Origin of the sequence: Lentilactobacillus buchneri, from assembly GCF_018314255.1 — a bacterium.
In the GTDB taxonomy this organism is placed as follows: domain Bacteria; phylum Bacillota; class Bacilli; order Lactobacillales; family Lactobacillaceae; genus Lentilactobacillus; species Lentilactobacillus buchneri.
This window is the reverse complement of record NZ_CP073066.1, coordinates 1,185,068-1,210,465: the sequence shown is the minus strand read 5'-3', so window position 1 is coordinate 1,210,465 and position 25,398 is coordinate 1,185,068. Positions and strand designations below refer to the sequence as shown.

General features: G+C 44.9%; 23 protein-coding genes. 15 read left to right on the top strand and 8 right to left on the bottom strand.

Going from position 1 to position 25,398, the window contains the following annotated elements; all coding sequences use genetic code 11:
• The first annotated feature begins 19 nt into the window (after positions 1-19).
• The 6 genes from KE627_RS05820 to KE627_RS05795 all read left to right on the top strand — a co-directional run bounded on the left by KE627_RS05820 (position 20) and on the right by KE627_RS05795 (position 5,378).
• Positions 20-787 (top strand): glucose 1-dehydrogenase, encoded by a 768-nt coding sequence (locus KE627_RS05820; RefSeq protein WP_013726913.1) that lies wholly within the window; start codon positions 20-22, stop codon positions 785-787.
• Positions 788-893: 106 nt separating this feature from the next.
• On the top strand, positions 894-1,358 hold the full coding sequence (locus KE627_RS05815) for a flavodoxin (protein WP_013726914.1): 465 nt from the start codon (positions 894-896) through the stop codon (positions 1,356-1,358).
• Positions 1,359-1,418: 60 nt separating this feature from the next.
• Entirely contained in the window at positions 1,419-1,649 is a 231-nt protein-coding gene (locus KE627_RS05810) for a helix-turn-helix domain-containing protein (protein WP_013726915.1), read from the top strand.
• 193 nt (positions 1,650-1,842) lie between these two features.
• On the top strand, positions 1,843-3,495 hold the full coding sequence (locus KE627_RS05805; protein ID WP_013726916.1) for a peptide ABC transporter substrate-binding protein: 1,653 nt from the start codon (positions 1,843-1,845) through the stop codon (positions 3,493-3,495).
• 20 nt (positions 3,496-3,515) lie between these two features.
• Positions 3,516-4,592, top strand: coding sequence for a M42 family metallopeptidase (locus KE627_RS05800; RefSeq protein WP_013726917.1), 1,077 nt, complete (start codon positions 3,516-3,518; stop codon positions 4,590-4,592).
• Positions 4,593-4,610: 18 nt separating this feature from the next.
• Complete coding sequence (locus tag KE627_RS05795; protein ID WP_013726918.1) at positions 4,611-5,378, top strand: gamma-glutamyl-gamma-aminobutyrate hydrolase family protein; 768 nt, start codon at positions 4,611-4,613, stop codon at positions 5,376-5,378.
• 55 nt (positions 5,379-5,433) lie between these two features.
• Here the strand turns inward: KE627_RS05795 and KE627_RS05790 are convergent, their stop codons facing one another.
• On the bottom strand, positions 5,434-7,734 hold the full coding sequence (locus KE627_RS05790; RefSeq protein WP_013726919.1) for a glycoside hydrolase family 31 protein: 2,301 nt from the start codon (positions 7,732-7,734) through the stop codon (positions 5,434-5,436).
• A 105-nt stretch (positions 7,735-7,839) separates the two neighbouring features.
• Positions 7,840-8,658 carry a hypothetical protein gene (locus KE627_RS05785; RefSeq protein WP_056938675.1) on the bottom strand — a complete coding sequence of 273 codons (819 nt, stop codon included), beginning with the start codon at positions 8,656-8,658 and terminating at the stop codon, positions 7,840-7,842.
• Between the two features lie 166 nt (positions 8,659-8,824).
• Here KE627_RS05785 and KE627_RS05780 point away from each other — a divergent pair, with 166 nt between their 5' ends.
• From KE627_RS05780 to KE627_RS05765, 4 genes are all read left to right on the top strand, one after another.
• Positions 8,825-9,493, top strand: coding sequence for a hypothetical protein (locus KE627_RS05780; protein WP_013726921.1), 669 nt, complete (start codon positions 8,825-8,827; stop codon positions 9,491-9,493).
• 67 nt (positions 9,494-9,560) lie between these two features.
• On the top strand, positions 9,561-9,770 hold the full coding sequence (mazE, locus tag KE627_RS05775; protein ID WP_013726922.1) for a type II toxin-antitoxin system PemI/MazE family antitoxin: 210 nt from the start codon (positions 9,561-9,563) through the stop codon (positions 9,768-9,770).
• Positions 9,771-10,110: 340 nt separating this feature from the next.
• On the top strand, positions 10,111-11,001 hold the full coding sequence (locus KE627_RS05770; protein ID WP_013726923.1) for a 3-hydroxyacyl-CoA dehydrogenase: 891 nt from the start codon (positions 10,111-10,113) through the stop codon (positions 10,999-11,001).
• Positions 11,002-11,179: 178 nt separating this feature from the next.
• Positions 11,180-12,376, top strand: a complete 1,197-nt coding sequence (locus tag KE627_RS05765) for an NAD-dependent formate dehydrogenase (protein ID WP_013726924.1) — start codon at positions 11,180-11,182, stop codon at positions 12,374-12,376.
• A 130-nt stretch (positions 12,377-12,506) separates the two neighbouring features.
• On the opposite strand, the gene budA is transcribed toward KE627_RS05765, so the two are convergent.
• Positions 12,507-13,220 (bottom strand): acetolactate decarboxylase, encoded by a 714-nt coding sequence (budA, locus tag KE627_RS05760; RefSeq protein ID WP_013726925.1) that lies wholly within the window; start codon positions 13,218-13,220, stop codon positions 12,507-12,509.
• A gap of 12 nt (positions 13,221-13,232) precedes the next feature.
• Positions 13,233-14,909, bottom strand: coding sequence for an acetolactate synthase AlsS (gene alsS / locus KE627_RS05755; RefSeq protein ID WP_056938674.1), 1,677 nt, complete (start codon positions 14,907-14,909; stop codon positions 13,233-13,235).
• A 112-nt stretch (positions 14,910-15,021) separates the two neighbouring features.
• Between alsS and KE627_RS05750 the strand changes: the two genes are divergently transcribed.
• The 3 genes from KE627_RS05750 (at position 15,022) to KE627_RS05740 (ending at position 18,954) form a co-directional block, all read left to right on the top strand.
• Positions 15,022-15,468 carry a MarR family winged helix-turn-helix transcriptional regulator gene (locus KE627_RS05750; RefSeq protein ID WP_013726927.1) on the top strand — a complete coding sequence of 149 codons (447 nt, stop codon included), beginning with the start codon at positions 15,022-15,024 and terminating at the stop codon, positions 15,466-15,468.
• A 417-nt stretch (positions 15,469-15,885) separates the two neighbouring features.
• Complete coding sequence (locus tag KE627_RS05745; protein WP_013726928.1) at positions 15,886-17,340, top strand: NADP-dependent glyceraldehyde-3-phosphate dehydrogenase; 1,455 nt, start codon at positions 15,886-15,888, stop codon at positions 17,338-17,340.
• 348 nt (positions 17,341-17,688) lie between these two features.
• Entirely contained in the window at positions 17,689-18,954 is a 1,266-nt protein-coding gene (locus KE627_RS05740) for a hypothetical protein (RefSeq protein WP_013726929.1), read from the top strand.
• Positions 18,955-19,081: 127 nt separating this feature from the next.
• Here KE627_RS05740 and KE627_RS05735 read toward each other — a convergent pair whose 3' ends face one another.
• Complete coding sequence (locus tag KE627_RS05735; RefSeq protein WP_013726930.1) at positions 19,082-19,858, bottom strand: acetoin reductase; 777 nt, start codon at positions 19,856-19,858, stop codon at positions 19,082-19,084.
• 207 nt (positions 19,859-20,065) lie between these two features.
• Entirely contained in the window at positions 20,066-21,232 is a 1,167-nt protein-coding gene (locus tag KE627_RS05730) for a PTS transporter subunit IIC (protein WP_311318478.1), read from the bottom strand.
• Here KE627_RS05730 and KE627_RS05725 point away from each other — a divergent pair.
• Entirely contained in the window at positions 21,138-22,163 is a 1,026-nt protein-coding gene (locus KE627_RS05725; RefSeq protein WP_338133925.1) for a DUF5776 domain-containing protein, read from the top strand. The genes KE627_RS05730 and KE627_RS05725 overlap by 95 nt on opposite strands.
• Positions 22,164-22,340: 177 nt before the next feature.
• Positions 22,341-23,795 carry a zinc ribbon domain-containing protein gene (locus KE627_RS05720; protein ID WP_056938672.1) on the top strand — a complete coding sequence of 485 codons (1,455 nt, stop codon included), beginning with the start codon at positions 22,341-22,343 and terminating at the stop codon, positions 23,793-23,795.
• 11 nt (positions 23,796-23,806) lie between these two features.
• On the opposite strand, the gene KE627_RS05715 is transcribed toward KE627_RS05720, so the two are convergent.
• Positions 23,807-24,193, bottom strand: a complete 387-nt coding sequence (locus KE627_RS05715; RefSeq protein WP_056938671.1) for a hypothetical protein — start codon at positions 24,191-24,193, stop codon at positions 23,807-23,809.
• A gap of 228 nt (positions 24,194-24,421) precedes the next feature.
• On the bottom strand, positions 24,422-25,318 hold the full coding sequence (locus tag KE627_RS05710; protein WP_056938670.1) for a 3-hydroxyacyl-CoA dehydrogenase: 897 nt from the start codon (positions 25,316-25,318) through the stop codon (positions 24,422-24,424).
• Between the last annotated feature and the right edge of the window lie 80 nt (positions 25,319-25,398).

The window sequence follows — 25,398 nt, the reverse complement described above, 5'->3', positions numbered from 1 at the left end:
ATAAAAGGGAGGCTTTTTCATGACAGATCGTCTAAAGAATAAGGTCGCAATTGTCACCGGTGCCGGATCAGGTATGGGGGCTGCAATGGCCAAGTTGTTTACTGCTGAGGGCGCCAGCGTTGTCGCCGCTGATTTGAATAAAGATCGGGTTGACAAAGTGGTTGCTGCGATCACCAAAAATGGCGGCAAAGCAGTCTCAATCAAGACAGATGTTTCCAACGAAGACGATATTCAGGCAATGTTTAAGTTGGCAAAAAGTGAATTTGGTCAACTCGATATTGTTGTCAATAATGCCGGCATCATGGACAATATGGCGCCGGTTGGCAATTTGACTGATGACATGTGGAAGAAAGTCTTTGCCGTTAACACTGACAGCGTCATGTACTCGACTCGTGAAGCAATCAAGGAATTCCTGCCGAAGAAGCAGGGCGTCATTTTGAACATTGCGTCAGTTGGTGGAACGAATGGCGGCCGTGCCGGAGTTGCATACACGGCCTCAAAACACGCGGTTGTTGGTTTAACCAAGAATACGGCTTACATGTACCAAAATGACGGCATTCGAGTCAATGCGATTGCCCCCGGTGGCATCAAGACAAATATTGCTGAGTCAATGGGCAAGAATGTTGATAAATTTGGTTATGAGCGTCAATCCCAAGGGATGGGTGCATCACCTGAACCCGGAACTGCAGCCGAAATCGCAAACACCGCTTTGTTCCTGGTTTCCGATGAGGCTCGTTATGTAAATGGTGCTGTCTTGCCGGTAGATGGCGGTTGGACTGCCTACTAAAATTAAATAAGTTTGAACCGTGGAAGTGATTCCGCGGTTTTTGTTTGCCATGAAGTGCACTCCAGGGTATAGGGTAGAAACATTATATAAATAGAAAGAGGCTACCATGACAAAATCATTGATTATTTATTTTTCACTGTCAGGCACAACCAAAACCGCAGCGGAAACCATTCAAAAATATACCCATTCAGACATCATCAGACTGGAACCCAAGACACCATATCCAGCTGGTTACGACAAGTACTCCAAAGTTGGTATGCAGCAAATGCGAGACAAAGCAGATGTTGCCATCAAAACTGCAATACCCGATCTACACCAATACGATTATATTTTTGTTGGCTATCCGACTTGGGATGGACAGGTGCCGCGGATCTTCAACACTTTGTTTATGGAAAATGATTTCTCCGGCAATCGCGTGGTGCCATTTTCGACTAGCGTGTCGACGCCGTTTGAGGATACCCTTGGTTCGTTGAAGGCGGCCGTTGGAGACGGGGTTGCGATTGTTGGTGGGTTTAGGTATTCCGGGGAGGCACAAGTAAGGGATTATTTAAAGGATAATAATTTTAAATAGGCTTATTTTTTGATACTATGAAGACATTGGTTAGCACACTAACACTTTGGAGGTATCAAAATGGCTAAATTTGAATCCAGCATTTTGTCGATTCCTGATTATGTACCCGCAGATATCATTCGAATTAGAAAACTTGTTTCAGCTGATAAGACCAAAATGGCATTGTTCATGAATGTCTCATTGCGGACTTACAAAAAATGGGAAACCGGTCAAAGTCATCCAAGCAAACCCGCTCGCCGTTTACTGCAGATACTTGAGAAGAATCCCCAATTAATTGATAATTGGTTTTAAATCAGCATTTGATGACCATGTATAGAAGAATAATAGCTGAAGGAGTCGCGAAAAAACGCGGCTCTTTTTCATATTCTCACATCGCCACGTTGCATACTGAATATTCATGCATAATATCACCATATATTGACATAAAGTTTAAAAGGTTTATGATTGAGTATATTAAAATTCAATGAGGAAACGGGGAAACATTATGAGTATTTCTGTTATTAAACGATCGTTATTATCGCTTGGTATTCTAGCAACAACAGTCTTGCTGGCGGCATGTGGCTCCAAGAGCTCCGATCAAGGGTCGACTAAGCTGGCATCAAATCAAAAGATCAGCTTATCCACGACAGCTGAGATTACCAGCTTGGATTTGTCAAAAATCTATGATAAAACGTCATTTATTCAAATTGATGAAACTTTTGAAGGCTTGTATCGTTATGATGCAAACGGAAATGTGGAACCTGCGCTGGCAACCAAGACAAAAATTTCTAAAGATGGAAAAACATACACGATTAACATTCGTCACAATGCCAAGTGGAGTAATGGCGATCCTGTGACCGCAAAAGATTTTGTCTATTCTTGGCAACGGGCGGTCAATCCTAAAACGGCCAGTCAATACACTTACCTTTTTGATAATGTGAAAAATGCCGATGCAATTGTGAACGGTAAACTTTCACCGAATAAGTTAGGTGTGAAAGCAAATGGAAAATATCAACTAAAAGTTCAACTCGCTCGTCCAACGACCTACTTCAAAATGGTAATGGCGCGTGAGACGCTTTACCCGCTTGATCAAAAAGTTGTCGAAAAATACGGTAAGAAGTACGGCACATCCGCTAAATACACCGTGTACAACGGCCCATTCAAAAACGTTGGCTGGACTGGAACCAATGACTCCTGGAAGCTGGTTAAAAATAATCAGTATTGGGATAAAAAAGCAGTCAAACTTTCTCAGATCAATTACACAGTTGCCAAATCGCCAAGCACAGCATATAACCTGTTTCAATCTGGCAAACTTGATTTAATCAGTCTTGTTGGTGAACAAGCCAAACAACTTGGGAAGAGTAAAGATGCTGTTAAACGGCCACTAGCCGCAACAGAGTATCTGCAATACAACCAACGTAAAGGCGTCTTCAAGAATCGTAACTTACGGTTGGCTTTCTCTTTAGCTTTGAATCGAAGTCAATTAATTAACAAAGTGATGCAAAATGGATCAATTGTTTCGAAAGGATTTGTGCCGGCCGATTTCGCTAAGAATCCTAAAACCGGTGAGGATTTTGCCAAAGAAGCGTATGTTCCTGGAACAGTTGATCATGATGCGGCTAAGGCAAAGCAATACTACAAAAAGGCCTTATCACAATTGGGTAAGAAGAATTTAACTATCAAGCTCTTGTCGGCCGATGATGATCAAACCAAAGATGTCATTGAGTTTATTCAAAGTGAGCTTCAAGAAACGTTACCAGGTCTCAAGGTTGAATCAAGCAGTATTCCATTTGCCTCGATGCTTGCAAGAGCTTCAGCTGGAAACTTTGAAGTTAACTTTACGGGTTGGTCCGCTGATTTTGCTGACCCAATTTCATTTCTTTCCCAATTTACATCAAACAACCCAGAAAATAATGGCAAGTGGAGCAGTCAAGCATTTGATCAAGCCATTAAAGATTCCAATAACAAGGATGCGAATAATGCCACCAAGAGATGGCAAGATTTAATCAATGCTGAAAAGATTTTGGCCACTGATCAAGGAATTACGCCGATTTATCAAGCCAATGGGATTGACCTGGTTAACCCTAAGTTGAAGGGGGTTGTCTATGATCGAATTAATGGACATTATGACTACAGAACAGCTTATTTAACCAAATAATTTGAAAAAGGGGTAATATTTTGGATAAGAAGTCAGCACTAAATTTAATTGAACATTTATCCAATGCAAATGGACCAAGTGGCTTTGAGGACGAAGTAAAGGATTATGTCGTTCAAACAGCCTCCAGCTTTAGCTCGGTTCACGCGGATCACATGAACAACGTCTATTTGAAAAATAATCAAAATTCACCTTCCAAAGGCAAAACTTTGATGCTGGATTCACACTTGGATGCCGTCGGTTTGATTGTTCAAGCCGTCAAGCCAAATGGAACCATTAAATTTGTTCCGCTCGGTGGTTGGGTACCCGCTAATTTAACTGCAGAAAAAATGCGGATTCGAAACCAAGACGGAGAATGGATCACCGGTTTGGTTGCCACCAAGCCACCGCATTTCATGACAGAGGCAGAAAAGAAAAAACCAATTGATATTGCCAATCTAGTGATTGACGTTGGAACAAACAGCGCTGAAGAGACCAAAGAGGTCTTGAAGATTGATACGGGTTGTCCCATCGCACCTGACACTGAGTGGGAGTACTTCAAAACTCAAGATGTCATGATGGGCAAGGCGTTTGATAATCGGATTGGTACTGCATGCTTGATGACGGCAATGTCTGACCTGGCTGAGGAAAACTTGGATGTTAACTTGGTTGGTGCGATTGCTTCCCAGGAAGAAGTCGGCTGTCGGGGTGCGAAAGTGACTGTTAAAAAGGTTCATCCAGATATCGCAATCTGTCTTGAGGGATGCCCAGCTGATGACACGTTTACGCCAGAATGGCTGATCCAAACCGGGTTAAAGCGTGGGCCGATGCTGCGTGATATGGATACTTCCTTTATTGCTAATCCGCATTTTCAGCAGTTGGCTGTAGATCAAGCCCACCAGAACGGTATTCCATTTACCCGTGCTGTTCGGACTGGTGGTGGAATTGATGGTTCTGAATTGCTTGAGTTCCAAGGGGCACCCACCATTTGTATTGGGATTCCTGTTCGTTATGAACATACTAACTATGGATTTGTGGCATATTCTGACTTCGAAAATACCGTTAAATTACTCAAGGCAATTATTTTGAGCCTCAATGATAAGGTCATTGACGGTCTATAAATCAAGGAGCTGGTATATTTGGATAAACAATATGTAATTGGATTTCCCGCAGAGACTCGAATCATTAATAATCTTGCAAGAAATACCGTCAACGATGACGAGGTCGCTGGTGTCATCAAACACGGTGGGGTCCCAGTGCTCATTCCCACCCGCAATCCAGAAATCATGGAGCACTACGTTGACCTGATTGACGGTTTGCTGCTGCCGGGTGGACCGGATGTTGCGCCGAAGTTCTATGGTGAAGAGCCGGTTCAAAATCTCGGCGACACAGATGCCTTCTTGGACGCCAGCGAAATCGCCTTAGTCAAATTGGCGGTTGCCAAACGCAAACCAATTTTTGGGATCTGCCGGGGCGTCCAAGTGCTAAACGTTGCCCTTGGTGGCACCCTTTATCAAGATCTGTATAGCCAACGGAATCATCCAACCCTCCAACATTACCAAAAGGCGCCGATGCCACAAGGAACGCACACCATCTCCACCACTCCGGACTCCTATTTGGCAAAAATTATCGGCCAGGGTGACTCGACTTTGGTTAATAGCCACCACCACGAGGCCGTTAAGGCGGTTTCTGGCCAACTCAATATTTCCGCATTGGCAAAGGATGGCGTGATTGAGGGCGTTGAAAGCCAAGATGACGACTTGATCATTGGTGTTCAATGGCATCCAGAAGCAATGTTTCGGACCGATGAGAAGCAAGACGCGTTGTTTGCGGATTTCATGGCACGAGTGGAAAAATTCGCAAACCAGAAAGCTGTACATGATTCGGTTTCCACTGAGAATGAATAACAAACTAAAGGATCTTTGATAGGCCAGCGCCAACTGGTTTATCAAAGATCCTTTGTTATTCATAGTGTTCAGTTGTTGAATTGTACGTTAGCGTGACTGGCTGATTATTGAGGTTAACCGTGATTTTCCGGTAAGGTTGAAAACCATGGTGAACAAATTCAACGCTGACCTGACCGTGGTCAACGTTCACGAGATAATCGTTGAATTCGCCGTGCTGATACTTGAAGTCTAGGCCGTTATCCTGATAGTGATGATAGCTGCCCGAATCCCCATAGACGTTGAATGTCATTGTCGGATCAGGCGTTTCAGAAATATGATCGACTTCGGCTCCCCAAGGCAAAATGGTTCCTTTCTTGATAAACATCGGGAGCTTATCTAACGGTGCATCAACGACAATGTCTTGTTGGCCCTCATATTCCCGGTGGTTCCAAAAATCAATCCATTTTCCAGCCGGTAGATAAACCAGTCGTTTGGTCTGCGATGGTTGGACGATCGGTGCGACTAAGATTGCATCGCCAACCATATATTGATCGTTGATGTTTCGGACTCGTGGGTCATCTTCATAATTCAAAACCAGTGGCCGCATGAGTGGCAGACCATTTTTAGATTCTTTGGCAAATAGGTCGTATAGATAAGGGATGAATCGGTAGCGCAGCTTTAGAAATTTACGGTAAATTGATAACGTGGGTTCACCGAAGGCCCATGGTTCCTGGGCACGGGTTCCCATCGCACTGTGGTTTCGCAGCAGCGGACTGAAGATGGCTGCCTCAATCCAGCGGGTCAAAAGTTCCGGCGTTGCGTCTGAACCAAAGCCGGCAATATCGGTGCCGGCAAAAGTGAACCCACTGATTCCCAGATTACACAGTTGGGGAATCAGGAGTTGTAGGTGAGGCCAAATGCTATGATTGTCGCCGGTCCAGACAGTTGAATATTTTTGCGTACCCGAATAAGCGGCCCGGGTAATGACAAATGGTCGTCTATCGGTTGCGCGTTTCACCCCGTCATAGGTCGCCTTGGCCATGTTGTGGCCGTAGACGTTATGCATTTTCTTATGAGTCGACGGCTGGTCGTGATCGCTGAAAACAATGTCTTGGGGAATTTCTCCTTGAAATGAAGCGGGTTCGTTCATGTCGTTCCAAATCCCAGCAACCCCCATATCAGTCAGAAATTGATCATTTTTGCCCCACCATTTTTGAACAGCTTGGCGGCCAAAATCTGGGAAGACGGCATTCCCCGGCCAAACTTGGTTGACGTAGACATTGCCCGCCGGATCCTTGACGAAATAATCATTCTTGATGCCTTGATCATAAATGTTGTAGCCGGGATCCTTCTTGACGCCGGGATCGATAATGGCGACAATTTTTGTGCCGGTGGCTTTCAAATCCGTTACAAACTTCTTTGGGTTGCCTTGATAAGCCTCGTCATTCCAAGTGAACACCCGGTAGCCGCGCATATAATCAATGTCCAAGTGAATCACGTCAAATGGTAAATCGTATTTGTGCATCGAATCCACGATATCTTGGACCATCTTCTGGCTGGCAGAGTAACCCCAGCGTGATTGTTGGTATCCCAATGTCCATTTTTGCGGCAAAGGGGTTCGGCCGGTTAAGTAGGTATAATTGGTAACGATATCTTTGAGAGTTTTACCGCCAATTAGGTAGTAATTGAGGTTGCCGGCTTCAGCTGAGTAGAAATAATAGTTGGGATTTTCTTTGCCAAAATCAAAATGGCTCCGGTAGGGATTGTCGAAGAAGAGGCCATAGGGATGCCCAGCTTTGAGGCCGATCATCACTGGAATCGATTTGTACAATCTGGTGAAATTCTCCAAGTGGGGCGCTGGATTATCGGTATTCCAGTCATCATACTCATAGCCCCGTTTGTTCAGATAACCGGTCTTGTCTCCGAGCCCGTAGATCTGTTCATCAGGTGCCAAATCCTTCACAACTTGAAAGTAGTCGGGATTATTTTGATCGTCGGCACCGGGAACGTTGTGGCCCTCTTCTTGGACGAACTTTTTATGTTCCTCGTCAATCCCCCGATCAAGCGGAGTCCGACTGCCACGGTAGTCAGTGACCAGTGGGTTGCCGTGGGCATCATAGGCATCGATGTGCATGGCCGCGTCCACCTTGATGGTCAAGGCAGCGGTCGTGATTTCATAATGGTCAGGCTGTTGCTTAACTGTGTATGTCGTTGTGGTTTCCTTGTCGCCTTCAATCGCGTATGAGGCACCATGATCACCGCGATTTTCGGAGACCCGAATGATCTCTGGGGTGATAATAGTCAATTGAATTTGACGATTTGAATTGTTAAATGTAATGGTTTGATGATCTGTTTGATAGGTCGGTAACTTGGGCAAGTCTGTCAGTCCTTTCGTTTAGATTATCGTAGCATACGTCCCCTAAGAGATACAATACTGTTCGAAAAGACCAGCCCGCCTGATTTGGTGAGCTGGTCTTGGTTCTCAATGATGGTCGTCATCATGATCATGGAGGCCAATATAATAACCGTCCATATAACCGGAGTCGTAGTTGTCTTCGTCACTTCGGACATAGCCGCCGCCAAGCGGAGTGTTCCAATGATCAATGATCCAGACGACAAATATAATGAAACCCGCGAGCATTACCAGAGCAGATTTTACTTCTTCGAAGGTGGAATCACGCAAGCCATATGGTGCATAATAATTTTTTTGGATAGATTTATTGAGGACGTCAACCGTATTCATCACGTTGGCGGCAGAGACATCCATGTAATCCAGCTGCAAGCCCATAAACAAATTTTGAAAGTCATAAATGTTGTCCATAAAACTTTGGGATGCAATCGGCATCACGTGATATGGAAGGTTCGGATCAACGAGAATGATATTGACATCTGCCCTAATCACTATTTTGTCTTGATAGGGTGCTTGAGCCTGAAAATTTTTAGCATAGTAATCGCCAAACGGATTGTTGCCCATTGAGAATCGGGAAACGGTTGGGCCCTTTTTTCTGATATTGACGAGGTATCGTTCAAATTTTGGATCCTGCAGATCGGCGAGGGTTTTATTCGTTGAAATAATCCAAATTTGCTGACCCTCGTATTTTTTCATCAGGTGGCGATTGATTTGTTTAATTTGTCTGATCTGCTTCTGATTTAAAATGTGAAGTTCGTCAGAAATGACTGGTCGAGGGTTGCCATCCGCTGAGTTTGCATCTGCTCGGACGGAGGTGTTGAACATCAAAATGATTAATAGTGCGATAGGCAAAAGGATCGAACGGGTAAGATAGTGCAACCGCGGGTTCATGGTCATTGTCCTCCTTGGATTTTATGCTGAGTATAGCACCATTATTTTTGTGGGCGGTCAAGGTAACTCTTTTCATTTTTTTGTAATAAGTACTAGGGTTCTTTCATCTTTTGCCATAAAATTGAAATGTTGATTCACGCGTTTATTCAAATTGGAGGGATCCGTCATGGAACTGACAACCGCGAAAAATTATTTGTTATTAACTGAAAGAATCGGTAAGAAGCCAATGCTGCGAACGCGATTTACTGCCCAGGCGTATTTTGTTTTGGCGGCGTTATTTGACTTGGTCGACCAAAGAATTTTGGACATTGGGGAGACTATTTCAATCAAAGATGACCAAGAGTTTGCCAAATTGCCGGATTATCTGAGTGTTTTCAAATCAGAACTGACTGATGAAATTAAGGAGGGACATGACCTGCAGACACAATTGGCAATTATCACCAGTTGGGATATTGCCAACCAGCTTTATGACGGCCTTGGCGCAGGTCTGCTGGCGGATCAGTTGGTTGAGAAGAAGTCGGTCAAGAATAATTTGGACACCCACGTCATCTATCTGCCAAAGGACGCTGCTCGAAAGCAGGTTCAGGATTATCTGCGCAATCAGATTGACGGCGCGAAAATCAGTCAGGACGCCGTTAGTTTGGTGCTGATCCTGTCGGAGTTGGATGCTTTGAAATGGGTGTTTACCGACAAAGAGGAGTTGGCTAACTTGACTGCCGCCTTTCAGCAGAAGGTCGCCGGGGATGCGTTTTACGCCAAAGAAAAAGCCCTGGCCAAAGTGGCTCAAGACGTGATTACGAAGAAGAAGTTTTGGTATGATTCGTGGTTGAGTTGAGGACGCTCTTTGATTTGAAAAAGGCATTCTATGATATAACTAAAGTAAATACATGGGAGGTTTAATCATGAAAGTCCGAGAACAAGGAAACTCACTTGTTGTAACTGTTCCTAAGAGGTTTGGTATTAAGTCAGGAACGGAAGTGGTGGCCATTAAAGGAAAAGATGGGTCGTTCATGTATATTCCTAAAATGGAAAATCCCTTTAAAGATGATGCGGTTCACTTCCAACACGACGAAGCGTTTGATGGTGATTCTACAGGGCGAGAAGAAATATGACAGACTCAATATATTCATATCGCGGGTATACACCAGAACAGGGGGGATATTATTCAGTCTGTTCTTTTTCATCCGATTCTTCAGTTGGTTTCGTGGATCTGGGGATTTATGGTTCATGGGAAAGCCTATCACTCAAAAATGCTCAAAGCCCGATTTGAGAGTCAGTCTCAAATTAGACTTTGGGCATTTCAAGCTTAACCGTCGGCCATTGACGGGATGTCCCTTGCTCAGCTTGAATTCCCGAATTACCAAGCCTATTTTGTTGCATTTCACAAGCAACCTGCCATAATTAAAGTGTATTCAATGTAACCGTTTCCATTAGCATAAGGGGGATATTATCATGGCAATCAAGAAAGTTACTGTTGCTGGTAGTGGGGTCTTAGGCAGTCAGATTGCGTTTCAAAGTGCCTTTAAAGGGTTTGACGTGACTGTTTATGATATTAGTCAAGAAGCTGTTGATAAAGCTGAGGAACGAATCAAAGGTCTGCGCCATGCTTATCGACATGATATTGCGGCGACCGATGAAGAATTTAATGCCGGGATTAGTCGATTGAAATTTACGGATGATTTAGCGGCGGCAGTTAAAGACGCTGATCTGGTCATCGAAGCAATTCCGGAAAATCCCGACATCAAGCATGAATTCTATCAAAAATTGAGCAAGTTGGCACCAAGCAATGCGATTTTCACTAGTAACTCATCTACGCTGGTACCAAGCATGTTTGCCGCTGATACTGGTCGGCCAAAGCAGTTTTTGAACATGCATTTTTCCAACCAGGTTTGGTTGAACAACACCGCTGAAATTATGGGATCACCGGAAACTGATCCGGCAATCTATCAAGAAATTGTTCAGTACGCCCGGGACATCGGGATGGTACCGATTCAGCTGAAAAAAGAGCAGCCCGGCTACATTCTAAACTCACTGTTAATGCCGTTGAACGCGGCAGCGGGGGCATTGTGGCTGAAAGGGATCGCTGATCCAAAGATGATTGATCGGACTTGGATGGCCGCAACTGGCGCACCATGGGGACCATTTGGCATCCTGGACGCGGTTGGGATTCGAACTGCCTACAACATTACTTTGGCAGCCGCCAAAAAGGATCCGGCTGTGATGCCGCTTGCTGATGCTTTCAAGAAGATGCTGGATGAAGGCAAGCTTGGCGTTGAGTCAGGCGAAGGCTTCTACAAGTATCCTGATCCTGAGTATAAGACCAAGGCATTCCTTGAAGGTTAGCCTATTGTTGAATGAACAACAGGTCTAAATCGTTGATTAACCAGCGATCTAGACCTGTTTTTTGATTGCTGACAATTTTTGAAAAAATAAGTGCAGTTAGTTGTAAACGTTTACAAACGTGCTAAACTTTGGGCGTTGAGATAACTTGTTGGTTCTACTTTAGAAAGGATCGATTACAATGACCAAAGTGTTAGCAGTTCTGTATCCAGATCCAGTGGATGGTTTCCCACCAAAATATGTGCGGGACGACATTCCAAAGATTACCCACTATCCAGATGGCTCGACGGTTCCGACACCTGAGGGGATTGACTTCAAGCCGGGTGAGTTATTGGGCAGTGTGTCTGGTGGCTTGGGACTGAAGAAATATTTGGAATCTAAAGGTGTTGAATTTGTGGTCACTTCAGACAAGGAAGGCCCCGATTCAGTATTTGAAAAGGAACTTCCAACCGCTGACGTTGTGATTTCCCAACCATTCTGGCCAGCCTATCTGACAGCTGATTTAATTGATAAAGCCAAGAAATTAAAATTAGCGATCACTGCCGGGATTGGTTCAGATCACGTTGATTTGAACGCTGCCAATGAGCACAATATTACCGTTGCCGAAGTCACTTATAGCAACAGTGTCAGTGTGGCTGAAGCTGAAGTCATGCAGTTATTGGCATTAGTTCGAAACTTCATTCCGGCTCACGACATTGTTAAAGCTGGCGGCTGGAACATCGCTGACGCCGTTTCACGGGCCTATGATTTGGAAGGCATGACCGTCGGCGTGATCGGTGCTGGTCGAATTGGCCGGGCCGTACTGGAACGGTTAAAACCATTTGGGGTTAAATTAGTTTACAACCAGCGTCATCAATTACCTGATGAAGTTGAAAATGAGCTGGGACTGACCTATTTCCCTGACGTTCATGAAATGGTCAAAGTCGTTGACGCCGTTGTCTTAGCTGCACCACTGCACGCTCAGACCTACCACCTGTTTAACGACGAGGTGCTCGCTACTATGAAACGTGGGGCTTACATCGTTAACAACAGTCGTGGTGAAGAAGTTGATCGAGACGCGATTGTGCGGGCCCTGAATTCTGGTCAAATTGGCGGCTACTCTGGGGATGTTTGGTACCCACAGCCGGCACCAAAGGATCACCCTTGGCGGACCATGCCGAATGAAGCTATGACCCCACATATGTCCGGAACAACTTTATCTGCCCAGGCACGATACGCAGCCGGCGCTCGGGAAATTCTCGAAGACTTCTTAGAGGACAAACCGATCCGTCCTGAATACCTGATTGCCCAAGGCGGTAGTTTAGCTGGAACGGGTGCTAAGTCCTACACTGTCAAGAAAGGTGAGGAGACACCCGGAAGTGGGGAAGCTGAGAAGTAGGCTTGCTCATATAATGCTCAAGTAAAATAAAAAGGTTCTGCAATATCTGTCGTTAATAGATGTTTATCTATTGCTGGTGGCAGGTGTTGTAGAGCCTTTTTTATTCTGGTGAGCAATTAGAGATTGATTGTTAACCTTCTGCTTCATGGATATCATCTTGGATATTATCCACTGAAAAATCATGGTCCATATAATCACGATTGTCGACTGGCAGGTGTTGTTCCAACGTATCGAACAGTTGGTAAGCCACGTGGCCCTTATCCAGATGGAAGTCCAGCAGATGACCGCCAAATGTCTTGTCGGCAGAAAGGAAATGATTGTGGAATCCAGCAACTGCAGCGCCGTCAAATAAGGCTGGCGAGTAGTAGCTGATCAGTGTCCCTTCAACTTGGTCGCGGGTGAAGATGCTTTGTTTTTTGGCCGTTTGAGCCAATGTTTGAAATGGCGGCGTTGATTTCTTGACTGCCCGGGTCTTGACGGCCGAGAAGCTTCCGGTGATCTTGATCGAGAAGAACGTGTTGCTGGCCTGGGTAAGTGAGATGAGCTGTTCTTCCACATCAGCTTGAGAAAGATTTTCCAGTTCTGCCAAAGGTGAATAGTTAGCCAAGTGGCTGTTCGCAAATGGCATGTTGAAGGAGTTCGGGACCACATTCACGTTGCCGTCACTATCCACTTGGTAGGGCGTCCCGTCTAAAATGATCAATTCACCGTCAAGGCCTTCGCCAGTGCCGATCCCGGTGTCGCCGTGTTGCAGTAGGTCACCCATTGTCAGGGTGCCTTCTAGTAGGCCGGGGACCAGTAATGCCAAAGTGCCGTGCTGATACAAAGTTGTTAATTTTGTCATCGTTATCCTCCTCTAGTTTAGGATGTCTGGTAATAGAGCTGATTTGAGTTCAATGTTGTCACTGTAGTCAACTGGAATGTCGATGATGACCGGTCCAGCTGCCTGTTGTGCCTGATCAAGGGCATTGGCTAATTCCTCGGAGTTGGTTGCCCGAAAGCCCTTGGCACCAAAGCTTTCAGCGTATTTCACGTAATCAACCGGGCCGAACTTCACGCCGGCATTCTTACCATACTTGGCTTCTTCTTGGAATTTCACCATGTCATAGTAACCGTCATTCCAGATGAGCTGAACGATGTTTAGCTTCAATCGCACGGCAGTCTCAAGTTCCTGACCTGAGAACAGGAAGCCGCCATCGCCGGAGACGGAGATGACTTTTTCATCGGGTCGCACCAATTTGGCGGCAATGGCCCATGGCAGTGACACACCCAGTGTCTGCATACCGTTGCTGAACAGTAAATGACGCGGGCGATAAATTCGGAAGTGACGCGCCATCCAAATATAATGACTGCCGATATCCACCGTCACCGTGGTATCGTCGTCGACTTTTTCCTGCAGCGTATTGACGATATCAAGTGGATGCATGGTACCGGGCTTGGCAGTTGTTGCAGTGGTGCTTTGACCGTCAAATTCTGATCGCAGTTTGGTGAGTTGATCGACTGCTGTTTTCGGAAGGTGGTAGCTTGCTGGCAGAGCATCGGTTAAGGCCGACAGGGTTCCGGCAATGTCTGATTCAATTACCATATCCGGTTGATAATCGACGGTCAACTCCGGGGCCACCGTATCGATATTGATAATTTGGTCATTGTGTTCCACGTTCCAGTTGCGGGCCTCGTATTCCACTGGATCATAACCGATTGCGATAACCAAATCACTTTGCTTGAGCAGGGTGTCGCCGATTTGATTTCTGAACAGGCCAACCCGGCCAAAGTAATCCGCTTCAAATTCGTGAGAAATGGCGCCGGCACCTTGGTAGGTTTCAACTACTGGCAACGATACTTTTGCCAGCAGTTGGTGCAAGGCCTCTGTGACCGCTGGAGAAGAAGCCCGCATGCCTGCCAGGATAACTGGGAGCTTGGCGTTCTTCAGTAAATTAATAATCTGGTCAAGGGTTTTGGCGGATGTTTGAGTCTGCTCGGGTGCTTGCAGTTGTTGCATTTCCGGGCGGGTGACTTCGCCGCTTAAGACGTCTGCGGGTAGGGAAAGAAAGGAAGCGCCGGGCTTGCCCGAAATGGCTGTGCTGTAGGCGTTGGTGAAGGCTTCGGAAAGGTTGTTGGAATCTTGGACTTCAACGCTGCTTTTGGAAGCAACGCTCATCAATTCTTTGCTGGGGATGCTTTGGTGGGTGTAACGGGCAAGATCGTCGCGGGGAACTTGTCCGCCCAATGCAACCACGGGATCACCTTCAGCGGTTGCTGTCATTAGGGCCGTAACCAAGTTGGAAACCCCGGGGCCGGAGGTGGTGGCCACTACTCCCGGTTTACCTGTCAAACGGCCGATGCCAGCTGCAATGAAGGCGGCATTTTGTTCGTGCCGAGTGACGATCAATTTTGGTGCATTGGGCTGGTCGCTGTACTGGAGATCTTCGAATAACTGATCGACTTTGGCACCAGGGATGCCGAATACATATTGAACCTGTTGATTGATCATGGATTGAATTAAAGCTTGTGAACCACGTTTTTTATTTGTCATAAGGAGGACACCTCTTCATTTTTATGTTGACAATTCAACTTACATTTAAAGATAAAGGGCATGTGTTGAATTGTCAACAGGAAAATGATAATCTTACGGTAGGATTTGACGAATGGAAAGGAAAATGATTTTGAAAGATATTGGCTACCTTGCACAGGATATTTCAATTTTGCACCGGCAGTATTACAAGGATACCGGTAAGTTTTTTAAGGAGCAGCAGCTGAATCCAACGGCTGCCTGTATTTTATTGACGATTAATGATAATGCCGAGATTAATCAGAACCAGGTGGCCAAGTCGTTAGTGATCGATAAGGGACTGGCGACTCGAGAAATTAAAAAGATGCAGGCACTGGGTTATTTGACGAAAACAGCCGGGAGCGGCAAATCAATCATCTTGAGTCTCACGGCTGCCGGCCAGCAGGTGATTCCAACCATCCAGGCGATTCGGAAAAACTGGTGGGAGGAACGGTTTGCGGACACTGGGATTCAGCCCGATAGCCCGTTAGTGAGTGCGATTGAGAAGGTTGTTGACTCGATTGTGGATGAGAGTTTGGAGTGACGGCTCTGCTAGTTGGGATGATTTTTTAACGAGAAAATAGAAAAACTGAACCCCCTTGAATTAGATTTCTCCAATTCAAGGGGGTTTCTTGTGCGGTCAGGTAAATTCAAATTGTCAGAGTAAGGTCAATGATAATCGGTGATGTAAGGAGCATGCTGACTTTGGAGATTAGTTTTCATTAAATTATCACTAACACACGAAAAAATCCGTCGTGGCTAGTTGTATTTTCTGAAAATTCTGATGTAAATCAGTCTTAATACTGTCTCCAAGAAATCTCAAAACGAATTGTAAACGCTTTATTAGCAGCGATTCCAACTATCTGCTAGTATTTAACCTCAACCGGTTGTAAAATTGACTTTAATGAAACAAATTCATTTTCATAAATTATTCTGAAAATGTTGTGAAAGGAGTCTTTTTATGGACATCGTCAAAAATGACGTAACCACTTATCCGGCATATTTTGCTGGTAACTGGCAAGCCAGTGAATCCAATAAGACCATTGCAATTCAGTCGCCATGGCGGCACGAAACGATCGGTCGGGTTCAGGCTGTTACCCAATCAGAGGTTGATCAAGTGATTGAGGCTGCTCGGAAGGCGCAAAAGCCCTGGGCGAAGTTATCATTAAGTGAGCGAGGTGCCTACTTAAATAAGTGGGCCGACGAACTTGATAATCAAAAGGACGACTTGGCAACTGCTGTGATGGACGAAGTTGGTAAGAATTACAAAGCCGCTAAAGGCGAAGTCGTTCGTACGATTAACTTGATTCGCTACACTGTTCAGGAAGCCTTACATATGCACGGCGAGAGTGTCCGTGGTGATGGCTTTCCAGGCGGTTCAAAAGAAAAATTAGGGATTATCGAACGGGTCCCGCTTGGCGTTGTTCTCGCCATTTCGCCATTTAACTACCCAGTTAATTTGTCAGCTTCCAAGATTGCTCCAGCATTGATGGCAGGTAATGCAGTCATCTTCAAGCCGGCCACTCAGGGTTCAATTAGTGGCATTAAGATGATTCAAGCGCTCGACAAAGCTGGGCTTCCAAAGGGCTTGTTAAGTCTGGTTACGGGTCATGGTTCTGAAATTGGCGATTATCTCACGGAGCATTCCGGCATTAACATGATCAGTTTTACCGGAAGTACCAGAACCGGTAAACGATTATCCCAAAAATCAATTATGATTCCACTCGTTCTGGAACTTGGTGGAAAGGATCCGGCAATTGTCTGTTCGGACGCCGATTTAGATGTCACCGTCAAGAACATTATCGGTGGGGCATTCTCGTATTCAGGTCAACGTTGTACTGCCGTTAAGCGGGTTTTGGTTGACGACAAGATTGCCGATCAGTTAGTTGCCAAATTAAAAACGGCCGTTGAAAACTTGAGCGTGGGCTCGCCAGCCGACAACAGCACCATCGTTCCTTTAATTGACAACAAGGCAGCCGACTTTGTTTCAAACCTAATCGATGATGCGTTGGACAAGGGCGCTACCCTGGTTACCGGCAACCACCGCGATGGTAATTTATTGACGCCAACTTTATTGGATAATGTCACCCAAGACATGGACGTTGCCTGGATCGAGCCATTTGGGCCGGTCTTGCCGATCATCCGGGTTCATTCATTGGATGAAGCCATCAAGATTGCTAACAAGTCCAACTTTGGTCTGCAGGCCAGTGTCTTCACCCAGGATATTGACAAGGCCTTGGAAGCTGCTGGCGCCATTGAAGTTGGAACGGTTCAAGTGAATGGTCGCCCATCAAGAGGACCTGACAACTTCCCATTCTTGGGGGTTAAGGCATCCGGAATGGGAACTCAAGGCGTTCACAATAGTATTCTTTCGATGTCACGGGAGAAGTTGACGGTTGTTAACTTGCGACCTTGATGACTTGCAGTTACCGGATAAATAATCTTTAAACTAAATAACTCAACTGATTTTCTTGTTTGAGGAGTTATCCTCTGCAGAATGATTAGTTGAGCTTTTTTGTATATTGATAGATTATTTATGAAAAGATGCGTGATGAGTATTTCTAAGCTTATCGGGTATGTAAGTCATGTACACGCTTCTTTATCTTGTATGAGATAATATCATTAGTTGATAAGAACGTTGTTGCACGACACTTTTTACTTAGCAGAACATTGGCAACAGACGGACTGCGATGATGCATCTAGACTAGCTTACGTAGATGCCAATTCATACAAATCTCTTTCAATAAGGTGGTATTAATTAAATATGGCTCATAAAAAAACCAACTTGATTACATTGAAACAGATCGACACTTTTATTAACCCAAGTGCAAACGATTTGGGGCAATCGGATGATAAGCCCCTAAAGAAATTACCTAAAACCCTCAAACCTTTAAAAAAGTTGAATAATCAAGTAGCTTCTCAGGCGATCATCCAAAATTTATTAAAGAGTAACTATTTCTGGAGTGCCCAAACCACAATTTTGGGGCCAGTGTCTGCCTATTTGGACAGTTTGGTTGATAGTCAAAATAAAGATATCTTGAAACAGTTAACCCCACAAAATATCAAACTTATTAATATGTGCCAAATCATTAATCAACTACAGACTAATGGTGAAAATGGGTTGTTATCCGGTGATCAATTTTTTATGCCAGTTACGGAGAAGAGTCTGACCAAATTGCATTCAACCACCGGGGTATATGATTTGCTGACGGATCCCAAATCAAGATTGTATTTTTCAACCAAATACTTTCGCAAAGACATCATCAATAAGCGGCCGGTGGTCACATCGAATTATTTACCACAAAAGCATGCTGGTGAATATACAGCAATGGATGAAGATTTCAGCTTTGCGCCTCATAACGAAAACGATCCGCTTCAAACGATTACTCAAGACGAGCAAAAAAAGCTTCACAACCAGGATATTGATTCACAACTGGATAATATAAATAATATTCATTCAGTCAAGGTGATTGGTAATCCGTTAGAAACTGGACAATTACTGCATTTGTCACTTTTTGATGAACCTGAATTAAAGGATCGGTTTAAAGGTTTGGGTTTTGGCACCGTCGGCAAATTGAAGAGAGATATTTTCTGGGCGATTCAAAATGGTTTTGAGGTCAAACTGGATGGTGATGATTATTTGGCAATTAGCAACCTCAACTGGAATGACTTGAAGCGTAATTTAATTTCTGAAAACTATTACAGTTGTTTACTCAATAGTATTTTGAGCATTGGGTTGCTTAAATTACTCAGAGTTAAAATTTTGCATGAGGATTTAGTCAAAATTATCAGTGCTGGTGCCATGACGACTGCCAAGTATTTAGATCATCAAGGCATGACGATGATTTCACCCATGTGGGCTAAGAAACTGTACGGGTTAACTGAAGACTTGCGCTTTCTTGATGAAATTGGGTATCGGACTTTAAGCGCCTATGACGCTGATGATGACGTTGAATTTGGGAGTGATTTGGATGAAGTTATTTGTGAACTGCCTAAGTTTTTGAGTGAGTTGTACGATATTTGTGATTAGCGGGTGAGCGAGGCATTTAAGGGATTATTAATAATATTGTAGAACCAATAAATAGCGGCTTGTGGAAATAGTTTCCCACAAACCGCTATTGTTATGGTGCTAAATTTGTTAACTGTAAAAATTTAAATTAAAGCAATCCACCGCCGTCAACGGCATAAGCTTGGCCAGTAATAAAATCAGCTTCCGGACTAGCTAAGAATTCCACGATGTTTGCAATATCGTTGGGTTCAACAGTTCGACCTAGTGGGATGGTACCAATGAAGTCTTTCTTGTTTTGTCCAAGCGGCTTCCCGTTAATTTCTGACATCTTCCGGTCGATTTCGTCCCACATGCCAGTCGTACCAACAACTCCGGGCGCATAGGCGTTAACAGTGATGTGATCGGCAGCGAATTCGTTCGCAGCAGCTTGAGTGATGCTAATAACGGCTGCTTTAGTTGCTGAATAGGTTGCCCAAACAGGGAAGGCACGCATTCCGGCAATTGACGAGGCGTTGATGATTTTACCAGGAACGCCAAGTTCTTTAAATTTTTTGGCTGCAGCTTGGATACCATAGATGACACCAAAGACGTTGATTTTAAAACTAAATTCGAGGTCTTCCGGCTTAATATCTTCAAATTTGTCAACTCTTGCTACCCCGGCATTGTTGACCATGACATCAAAGCCACCAAGTTGGCTGGCTGCATCGTCAACAGCTTTGGCAACATTCGCCTGATTGGTAACATCGACGGGGATAAAGACAGCCTTTTGGCCAGCTGAAGCCACCTCGGTAATAACAGCTTGAGCCTTTTCCTTTTGTTGTGGTAAATCACCGATTGCAATATCGTATCCTTTTTTTGATAGATGACGCGCGATCTCTGCACCGATGCCTTGGGCACCACCGGTAATCATTGCTACTTTTGTCATTGTAAAACCTCCATTTGCATTAATTAAAGCGGTTGCACAGATGATTTTACGCTTATTATTTGGAAGTGCCAATGTACTTTTTTATCATTATTGGGGGATTTGGCTTACTGATTGGTAATGGGCAATATTTTGGGAAAATAATGAGCTATACTCTCTTAGTGGTATTACTTAACCGGAGAGTACAGCTCATTATTTCATATCAATATATTAATTTGTCGTTTCAGAATGGACTGCAGCTGGTTCTTTTACTGACTTTTGAACGTCATTGGCAGCAATCTTTTTGCGGTTCCAAACCATCAGACCTAAGGTAATTACAGCGATGACGATTGGTCCAACTAAAGTCAAGTTGGCAGTGAATTCATAAACGATCCATGCCAGTGGACTAGCTGCAAAATCAATACTTGCAACTGATGATGTGCCGGCTGGAATCAAGTTTGATTGCACCATCCGAACAGCTGAAGTGAAGATTGAGGCTAGTGCAGTGGCTGAAAGGACTCCGGCAACCAGGCTGACCAAACCAACTAGGAATGATCGTAAAACATTTCCTTTGGTGTATGGAAGAACCAATGGGAAAATGTAAATCAATCCAGATAGACTGGCAAGTGGTAGGAATTCGTTACCTGGGACGATTACTGATAAGAAGAGAATAGTTGGAACCAACAGAAGTGATACGACCAAAGTGGTTGGGTGACCAATTACCAAAGCTGGAGTCATACCAATGTTGAAGGCTCGGCCTTTGAACTTCTTGCTGACTAGTTCTTGAGAACGGGTCGAGATCGGGTTTAAACCTTCAATAAACATACCTGTAATTTTTGGAATCAATACCATAACGGCACTCAAGATAATTCCTAATTGAAGAGTCTTAGCCATTGGATATTTGGCAAGCAGACCAAGAATGATTCCGATGATCACACCAAGTAGGATTGGATCCCCGAACAGTCCGAAGCGCTTTTCAAGTTTCTTGGCATCGAAGTCAACTTTGTTGAGACCAGGAATTCTTTCAACAATCCAGTTAACAGCGATAGCAAATGGAATGAAGCTGACACAGAATGCCTGGGGAAGTGATACCCCCTTTAAATCTTCACCATAGAATTCTTCAACTTTTTTCTGTGAACGGTCGGCACCAACCAAGGTTACGATGATGGTGATGGTCGCGGCAAACACGCCCCACAGGAAACTTCTGGTTGCGATCGAAACGATTGATCCGATGAAGGCAAAATGCCAGTAGTTCCACAAGTCGATATTCAAGGTTTGGGTTGTCTTGGTTAATAACATTAGGATGTTGATTCCAAGACCTAGTGGGATGATGATCGCACCAACCTGGGTTCCAAAGGCAACAGCAGAAGCAGCTGGCCAGACCTTTGATCCTGACAGTCTGGTAGAAAAATATGCAGCCGCCGGGGTTCCCAAAGAACTGTATGTTCCCGAAGATGGTTTCAAAGATCAGTCCAAGGTGACCGTCACGCCAAGCATTACCTTAGCGCTGGGTGACAAATTTGATGCAACGGAGCACTTCATCGCTGCCATTACACCTGAAGGCCGTTCGGTTACGAAATACTGTGATGCAGCTGCTGAAGGGCTGGTCATTGACGGCGGCAACATCGATACCTCAAAGCCAGGCACTTACACGGTTACCTACCACTTCTATGGCAGTGATCAAAAGGCAACGATGACCGTCACGATCCCGGCCGCAGGTGGCGGTGGTGGCGGAAGCGTCACTCCACCAGCACCGATCACTCCGGCACCACAACCGACGCCAACCCCGAGTCCAGCACCAACGCCGACTGAACCCACTAAGCCGACAACACCGAACATCCCGAACTATGCGGCAACCAAGAAGGCAGCGGTTTACGCCCTCAAGACCATTTACCTCTACCAAAATCCAACCTTTAAGAAGGCACAGCGCATGGCTCGTTACCCAAAGCAGAAGCGGATTAATCGCCCAATGTTTGTTGTGATTGATTACGCACGGTCAAACGGCGGCGCACTTCGCTACAAAGTTCGTGACGTCAACCACAATAGCAAGACCGATGGCAAAATCGGCTACATCACAGCTAAGTGGTCCCACGTCCGTCCGGTATACTACCGCTCAATGCCAAAGGGCAACGTAATTACCGTTATTTCCAAGAAGGGTGTTCACGCCTACAAGAACAAGAATTTAACTGGGCAGGTTAAGTCATACAAGAAAGGCACGCACCTGAAAGTTAAGAGCTCAGTTAAGCACAATTTGACTACCCGTTATGTATTGAGTAATGGGTACCATGTCACCGCTAATAAGAAATTGGTGATTCAGGGGAAGTATTAATCGTATGTCAAAAAGGCAGATCCTAGTTGGGTCTGCCTTTTTGGTGTGCTCATTGAACTGGTTTAAAAATCGGTCTGCAGCTAACATTTAGGTCTAATTCAGTATGACAGCCCCTCATCAAAGGACTATAATAATTATGTTATAGATTTATTTACTATCTTTGAAGGGATGCTATCCATGAAACCAAACAATTCAACTGATGACGGGGCGGTACTCTTTTGCCCCAACTGCGGCCAGCAGGTGACCGTCAACGATGATTTCTGCCCAAATTGTGGGTACAATCTCCGTGCGTATCGGCAGGAAACTCAGGCCTCGATGCCGGATCAACCAACGGCTGTCTCCAAGCCGGCCAAAGCAGCTGGTCGAAAGAGAAAGAAAGTCAGAACCAAACAGCAGAGGCGCCGCAGACGAGAGATCTTTTTGGGCGTCCTAATTGCGATCTTGGTAATTGGCGGCATTACATATGGCGAGTACTACTATTCCAAGACCAGCACGTTACGGCGGGTGGTTGCCGCGGTGAAAAACAATCAAAGCGACTTGCACCGCTACTTTTACACCAACGATCGCAACCTCAAGCTGACGAATGAAGCTCTGCAGCCGCTGACCAAATACTTCAACCAGAATCCCGACCAGCTCCTGGCATTTAAGGCTCAATCAGCTGGATTAGGAACCTTTGACAATCAACGGCTCAGCTATCAAAAGGCCGGCCGGAAGTTTTTGATTTTTCCTGATTGGAAGGTCAAAGTTAAACCAGTCTACGTCACCCTAACTGTTAACGAGAAGAATGCGCAGATTAAAGAGAATGGCACCAAGATTGCCACTTCGAACACCCCACATTTTTCAAAGAAGATTGGTCCCTTGGTGCCCGGAAGTTACCAACTTTCCAGTTCGGCCAACCTAAACGGCCACAAATTGGCCAATACGAACACCTATCACCTCAACAGCAGTCGGACCATCCCGCTAACCCTCAAGACGGTTTCATTTAACGTCACCGGCCCTGCCGGCACGCACGTTGAGATTAATTCGAAGGACCAGGGTAAAATTGGGAGCAGCGGTGTCATGGCCTTCAAGGATTTCCCTTGGACTCAGGAAATGAAAGTTCAAGGAGTTTATCAGAACGGCAAAAAGTCGATTTCTTCTCAACCTCGGGTGATTAGCGGGTCCAATGGCGATCACGATGTTTCATTGGTTTTCAAGGGACTGGTCAGCTATGATGACGCAGACACCTTGTTTTCCAATTTATCCGAAGCCATGACCAGTTACAGTGATAGTGGTGATCTTGATGATGCCACGGACGATGATGGCGATGACATGTCTTCATTCTTTGTTGGCGGCGATTCGAGTCCATACTTTGGCCAATTCCGACATATGGGGAAGAGCTATTATGAAAACGATGATTTGGACGGGATCGATGTTTCCGCTACCGTTGATTCCATCAAGCTCAGTTCTCAAAACAGCAGTGATGTCACCTATGACATGAAGTATCGATTTGACACCGGCGGCCACTACCACATTCAAGTGTTCCGCTATACGGCCAACGTTGTGAAGAATGATGACGACGATAATCCAGTGGAGATCAATTCAATCTCCAACCAGTATCAGAAAATTAGTGATTATGACAAAGCATACTAATGATGTGTCTTTCACATGGGTGATCCAAACCATAGTTCAATTAACAAGAGACCCCAGGCAATTTGCAAAGTGAGCCCCAGCAGAAACCAACGCCGACCTCGACTAGCAATAATCGGCGAACAAATGGCAATTAGCATTGGCAGCGGGAGAAACACCGCAATTGCGGCCGTGATGACAAAAGTGGTATTAAGAAGGTTTAAGCAAATTGTGATGACAACGCTGGCGATGATCACCCATGCGATCCAAACCGAATAGCGTTGGGGGATACGGTAGTCGATCAGCTGATTGTTCACCAAATAATAACTCCCAGCGCTGATGAGTCCAAACAGCAGCAAGTCAACCAATAAGGTCACGGTCAGTTGAAATGAATTAGCGCCGATACCACTAACTGGTGGCAATATGTATAGATGGTGGCGTCGTCGAACCACAGCATAAGGCTTAAGCCGATGATAAAGTTTGCCCAGTATGTTATTAGTATTCGAACATTTTTTGAAATAATTAATCATCCTTTCCAATTATGAAAATCATAAACTGGTATTTAAAAATATTCAAGAAGAGGCATACCCTCAAGGCGATCACATAAACCTTGGAGGTATGCCTCTTCTCGAATTTCAAATATGAACAAACTAAGCTTTCACGAAATCAGGATTCTGGTATTCCGGATTTGGATAGTGATAGAAGCCTTCGCCAGTGGCAACCCCCAGCTTGTTGGCTTTGACCAGTTCATTGAGTTTATCAGCAATCTTTTGATAAGTCTCGTCTTTGGTATTCTCATAGAATCCCATTTCGATGTTGACGGCGGTGTTGAGTCCCATGATATCAAGGAATCCAAACGGACCGCGGTCGACTCCCATGCTGACCATCCAGTTCTTATCGATTGAAATTGGGTCTGAGAAGCCATTTGTCCACAGAGATAGTGCGGCATTGATCATTGGCAGGAAAATTGAATTCATGATGTACCCAGAGATTTCTTTTCTGATCAAAATTGGGATCATGTGAATTTGTTTGGCAAAATCTTCGGCATCGTCAATGGTTGATTGAGGGGTGTCAGGGGCCCACATTATCTCAGCCACATTGTGGATCCAAATTAAATTAGCAAAGTGCATCGCCATAAATCGTTGCTTATTTGGTACAAAATCAATCAATTGACTTGGAATTAGCGTTGATGAATTCGTCAACAATAGCGCATCGTCGGCGATAAACGGCGCCAGGTTCTTGTAAGTCGATTCCTTAATATCGAGTCGTTCCGGGACGGCTTCGATAATGACGCTGGCACCAGTGACGGCAGACTTTAAATCAGTGGTGAGTGATAGATTACTGTTGGCGGTGTCAATTTGGGCATCGGTGGCGTTGATGTCCTGTTGATACTGTTTTGGATAACTGGCAACTTTTTGCTTGGCACTATCGACGGCTTCATCTGAAATGTCATAGATGACGGTTGGGAACCCTGAAAAAGCGGATTGATAAGCAATCTGACTTCCGAGAACCCCGCCGCCCAGAATGACGACTTTATTAACGTTCATAATATCCATCCTTTCTTAATGCACACATATTGTATGCCGGAATGGAAGCGGTTACAATAATATACTTTTAAATTTTTGAG

Coding starts and splice junctions, on each gene's coding strand:
- KE627_RS05820 (WP_013726913.1), top strand. CDS start 20: ATGACAGATCGTCTAAAGAATAAGGTCGCAATTGTCACCGGTGCCGGA.
- KE627_RS05815 (WP_013726914.1), top strand. CDS start 894: ATGACAAAATCATTGATTATTTATTTTTCACTGTCAGGCACAACCAAA.
- KE627_RS05810 (WP_013726915.1), top strand. CDS start 1,419: ATGGCTAAATTTGAATCCAGCATTTTGTCGATTCCTGATTATGTACCC.
- KE627_RS05805 (WP_013726916.1), top strand. CDS start 1,843: ATGAGTATTTCTGTTATTAAACGATCGTTATTATCGCTTGGTATTCTA.
- KE627_RS05785 (WP_056938675.1), bottom strand. CDS start 8,658: ATGAACCCGCGGTTGCACTATCTTACCCGTTCGATCCTTTTGCCTATC.
- KE627_RS05780 (WP_013726921.1), top strand. CDS start 8,825: ATGGAACTGACAACCGCGAAAAATTATTTGTTATTAACTGAAAGAATC.
- mazE (WP_013726922.1), top strand. CDS start 9,561: ATGAAAGTCCGAGAACAAGGAAACTCACTTGTTGTAACTGTTCCTAAG.
- KE627_RS05770 (WP_013726923.1), top strand. CDS start 10,111: ATGGCAATCAAGAAAGTTACTGTTGCTGGTAGTGGGGTCTTAGGCAGT.
- KE627_RS05765 (WP_013726924.1), top strand. CDS start 11,180: ATGACCAAAGTGTTAGCAGTTCTGTATCCAGATCCAGTGGATGGTTTC.
- budA (WP_013726925.1), bottom strand. CDS start 13,220: ATGACAAAATTAACAACTTTGTATCAGCACGGCACTTTGGCATTACTG.
- alsS (WP_056938674.1), bottom strand. CDS start 14,909: ATGACAAATAAAAAACGTGGTTCACAAGCTTTAATTCAATCCATGATC.
- KE627_RS05750 (WP_013726927.1), top strand. CDS start 15,022: ATGGAAAGGAAAATGATTTTGAAAGATATTGGCTACCTTGCACAGGAT.
- KE627_RS05745 (WP_013726928.1), top strand. CDS start 15,886: ATGGACATCGTCAAAAATGACGTAACCACTTATCCGGCATATTTTGCT.
- KE627_RS05740 (WP_013726929.1), top strand. CDS start 17,689: ATGGCTCATAAAAAAACCAACTTGATTACATTGAAACAGATCGACACT.
- KE627_RS05735 (WP_013726930.1), bottom strand. CDS start 19,858: ATGACAAAAGTAGCAATGATTACCGGTGGTGCCCAAGGCATCGGTGCA.
- KE627_RS05725 (WP_338133925.1), top strand. CDS start 21,138: ATGTTGATTCCAAGACCTAGTGGGATGATGATCGCACCAACCTGGGTT.
- KE627_RS05720 (WP_056938672.1), top strand. CDS start 22,341: ATGAAACCAAACAATTCAACTGATGACGGGGCGGTACTCTTTTGCCCC.
- KE627_RS05710 (WP_056938670.1), bottom strand. CDS start 25,318: ATGAACGTTAATAAAGTCGTCATTCTGGGCGGCGGGGTTCTCGGAAGT.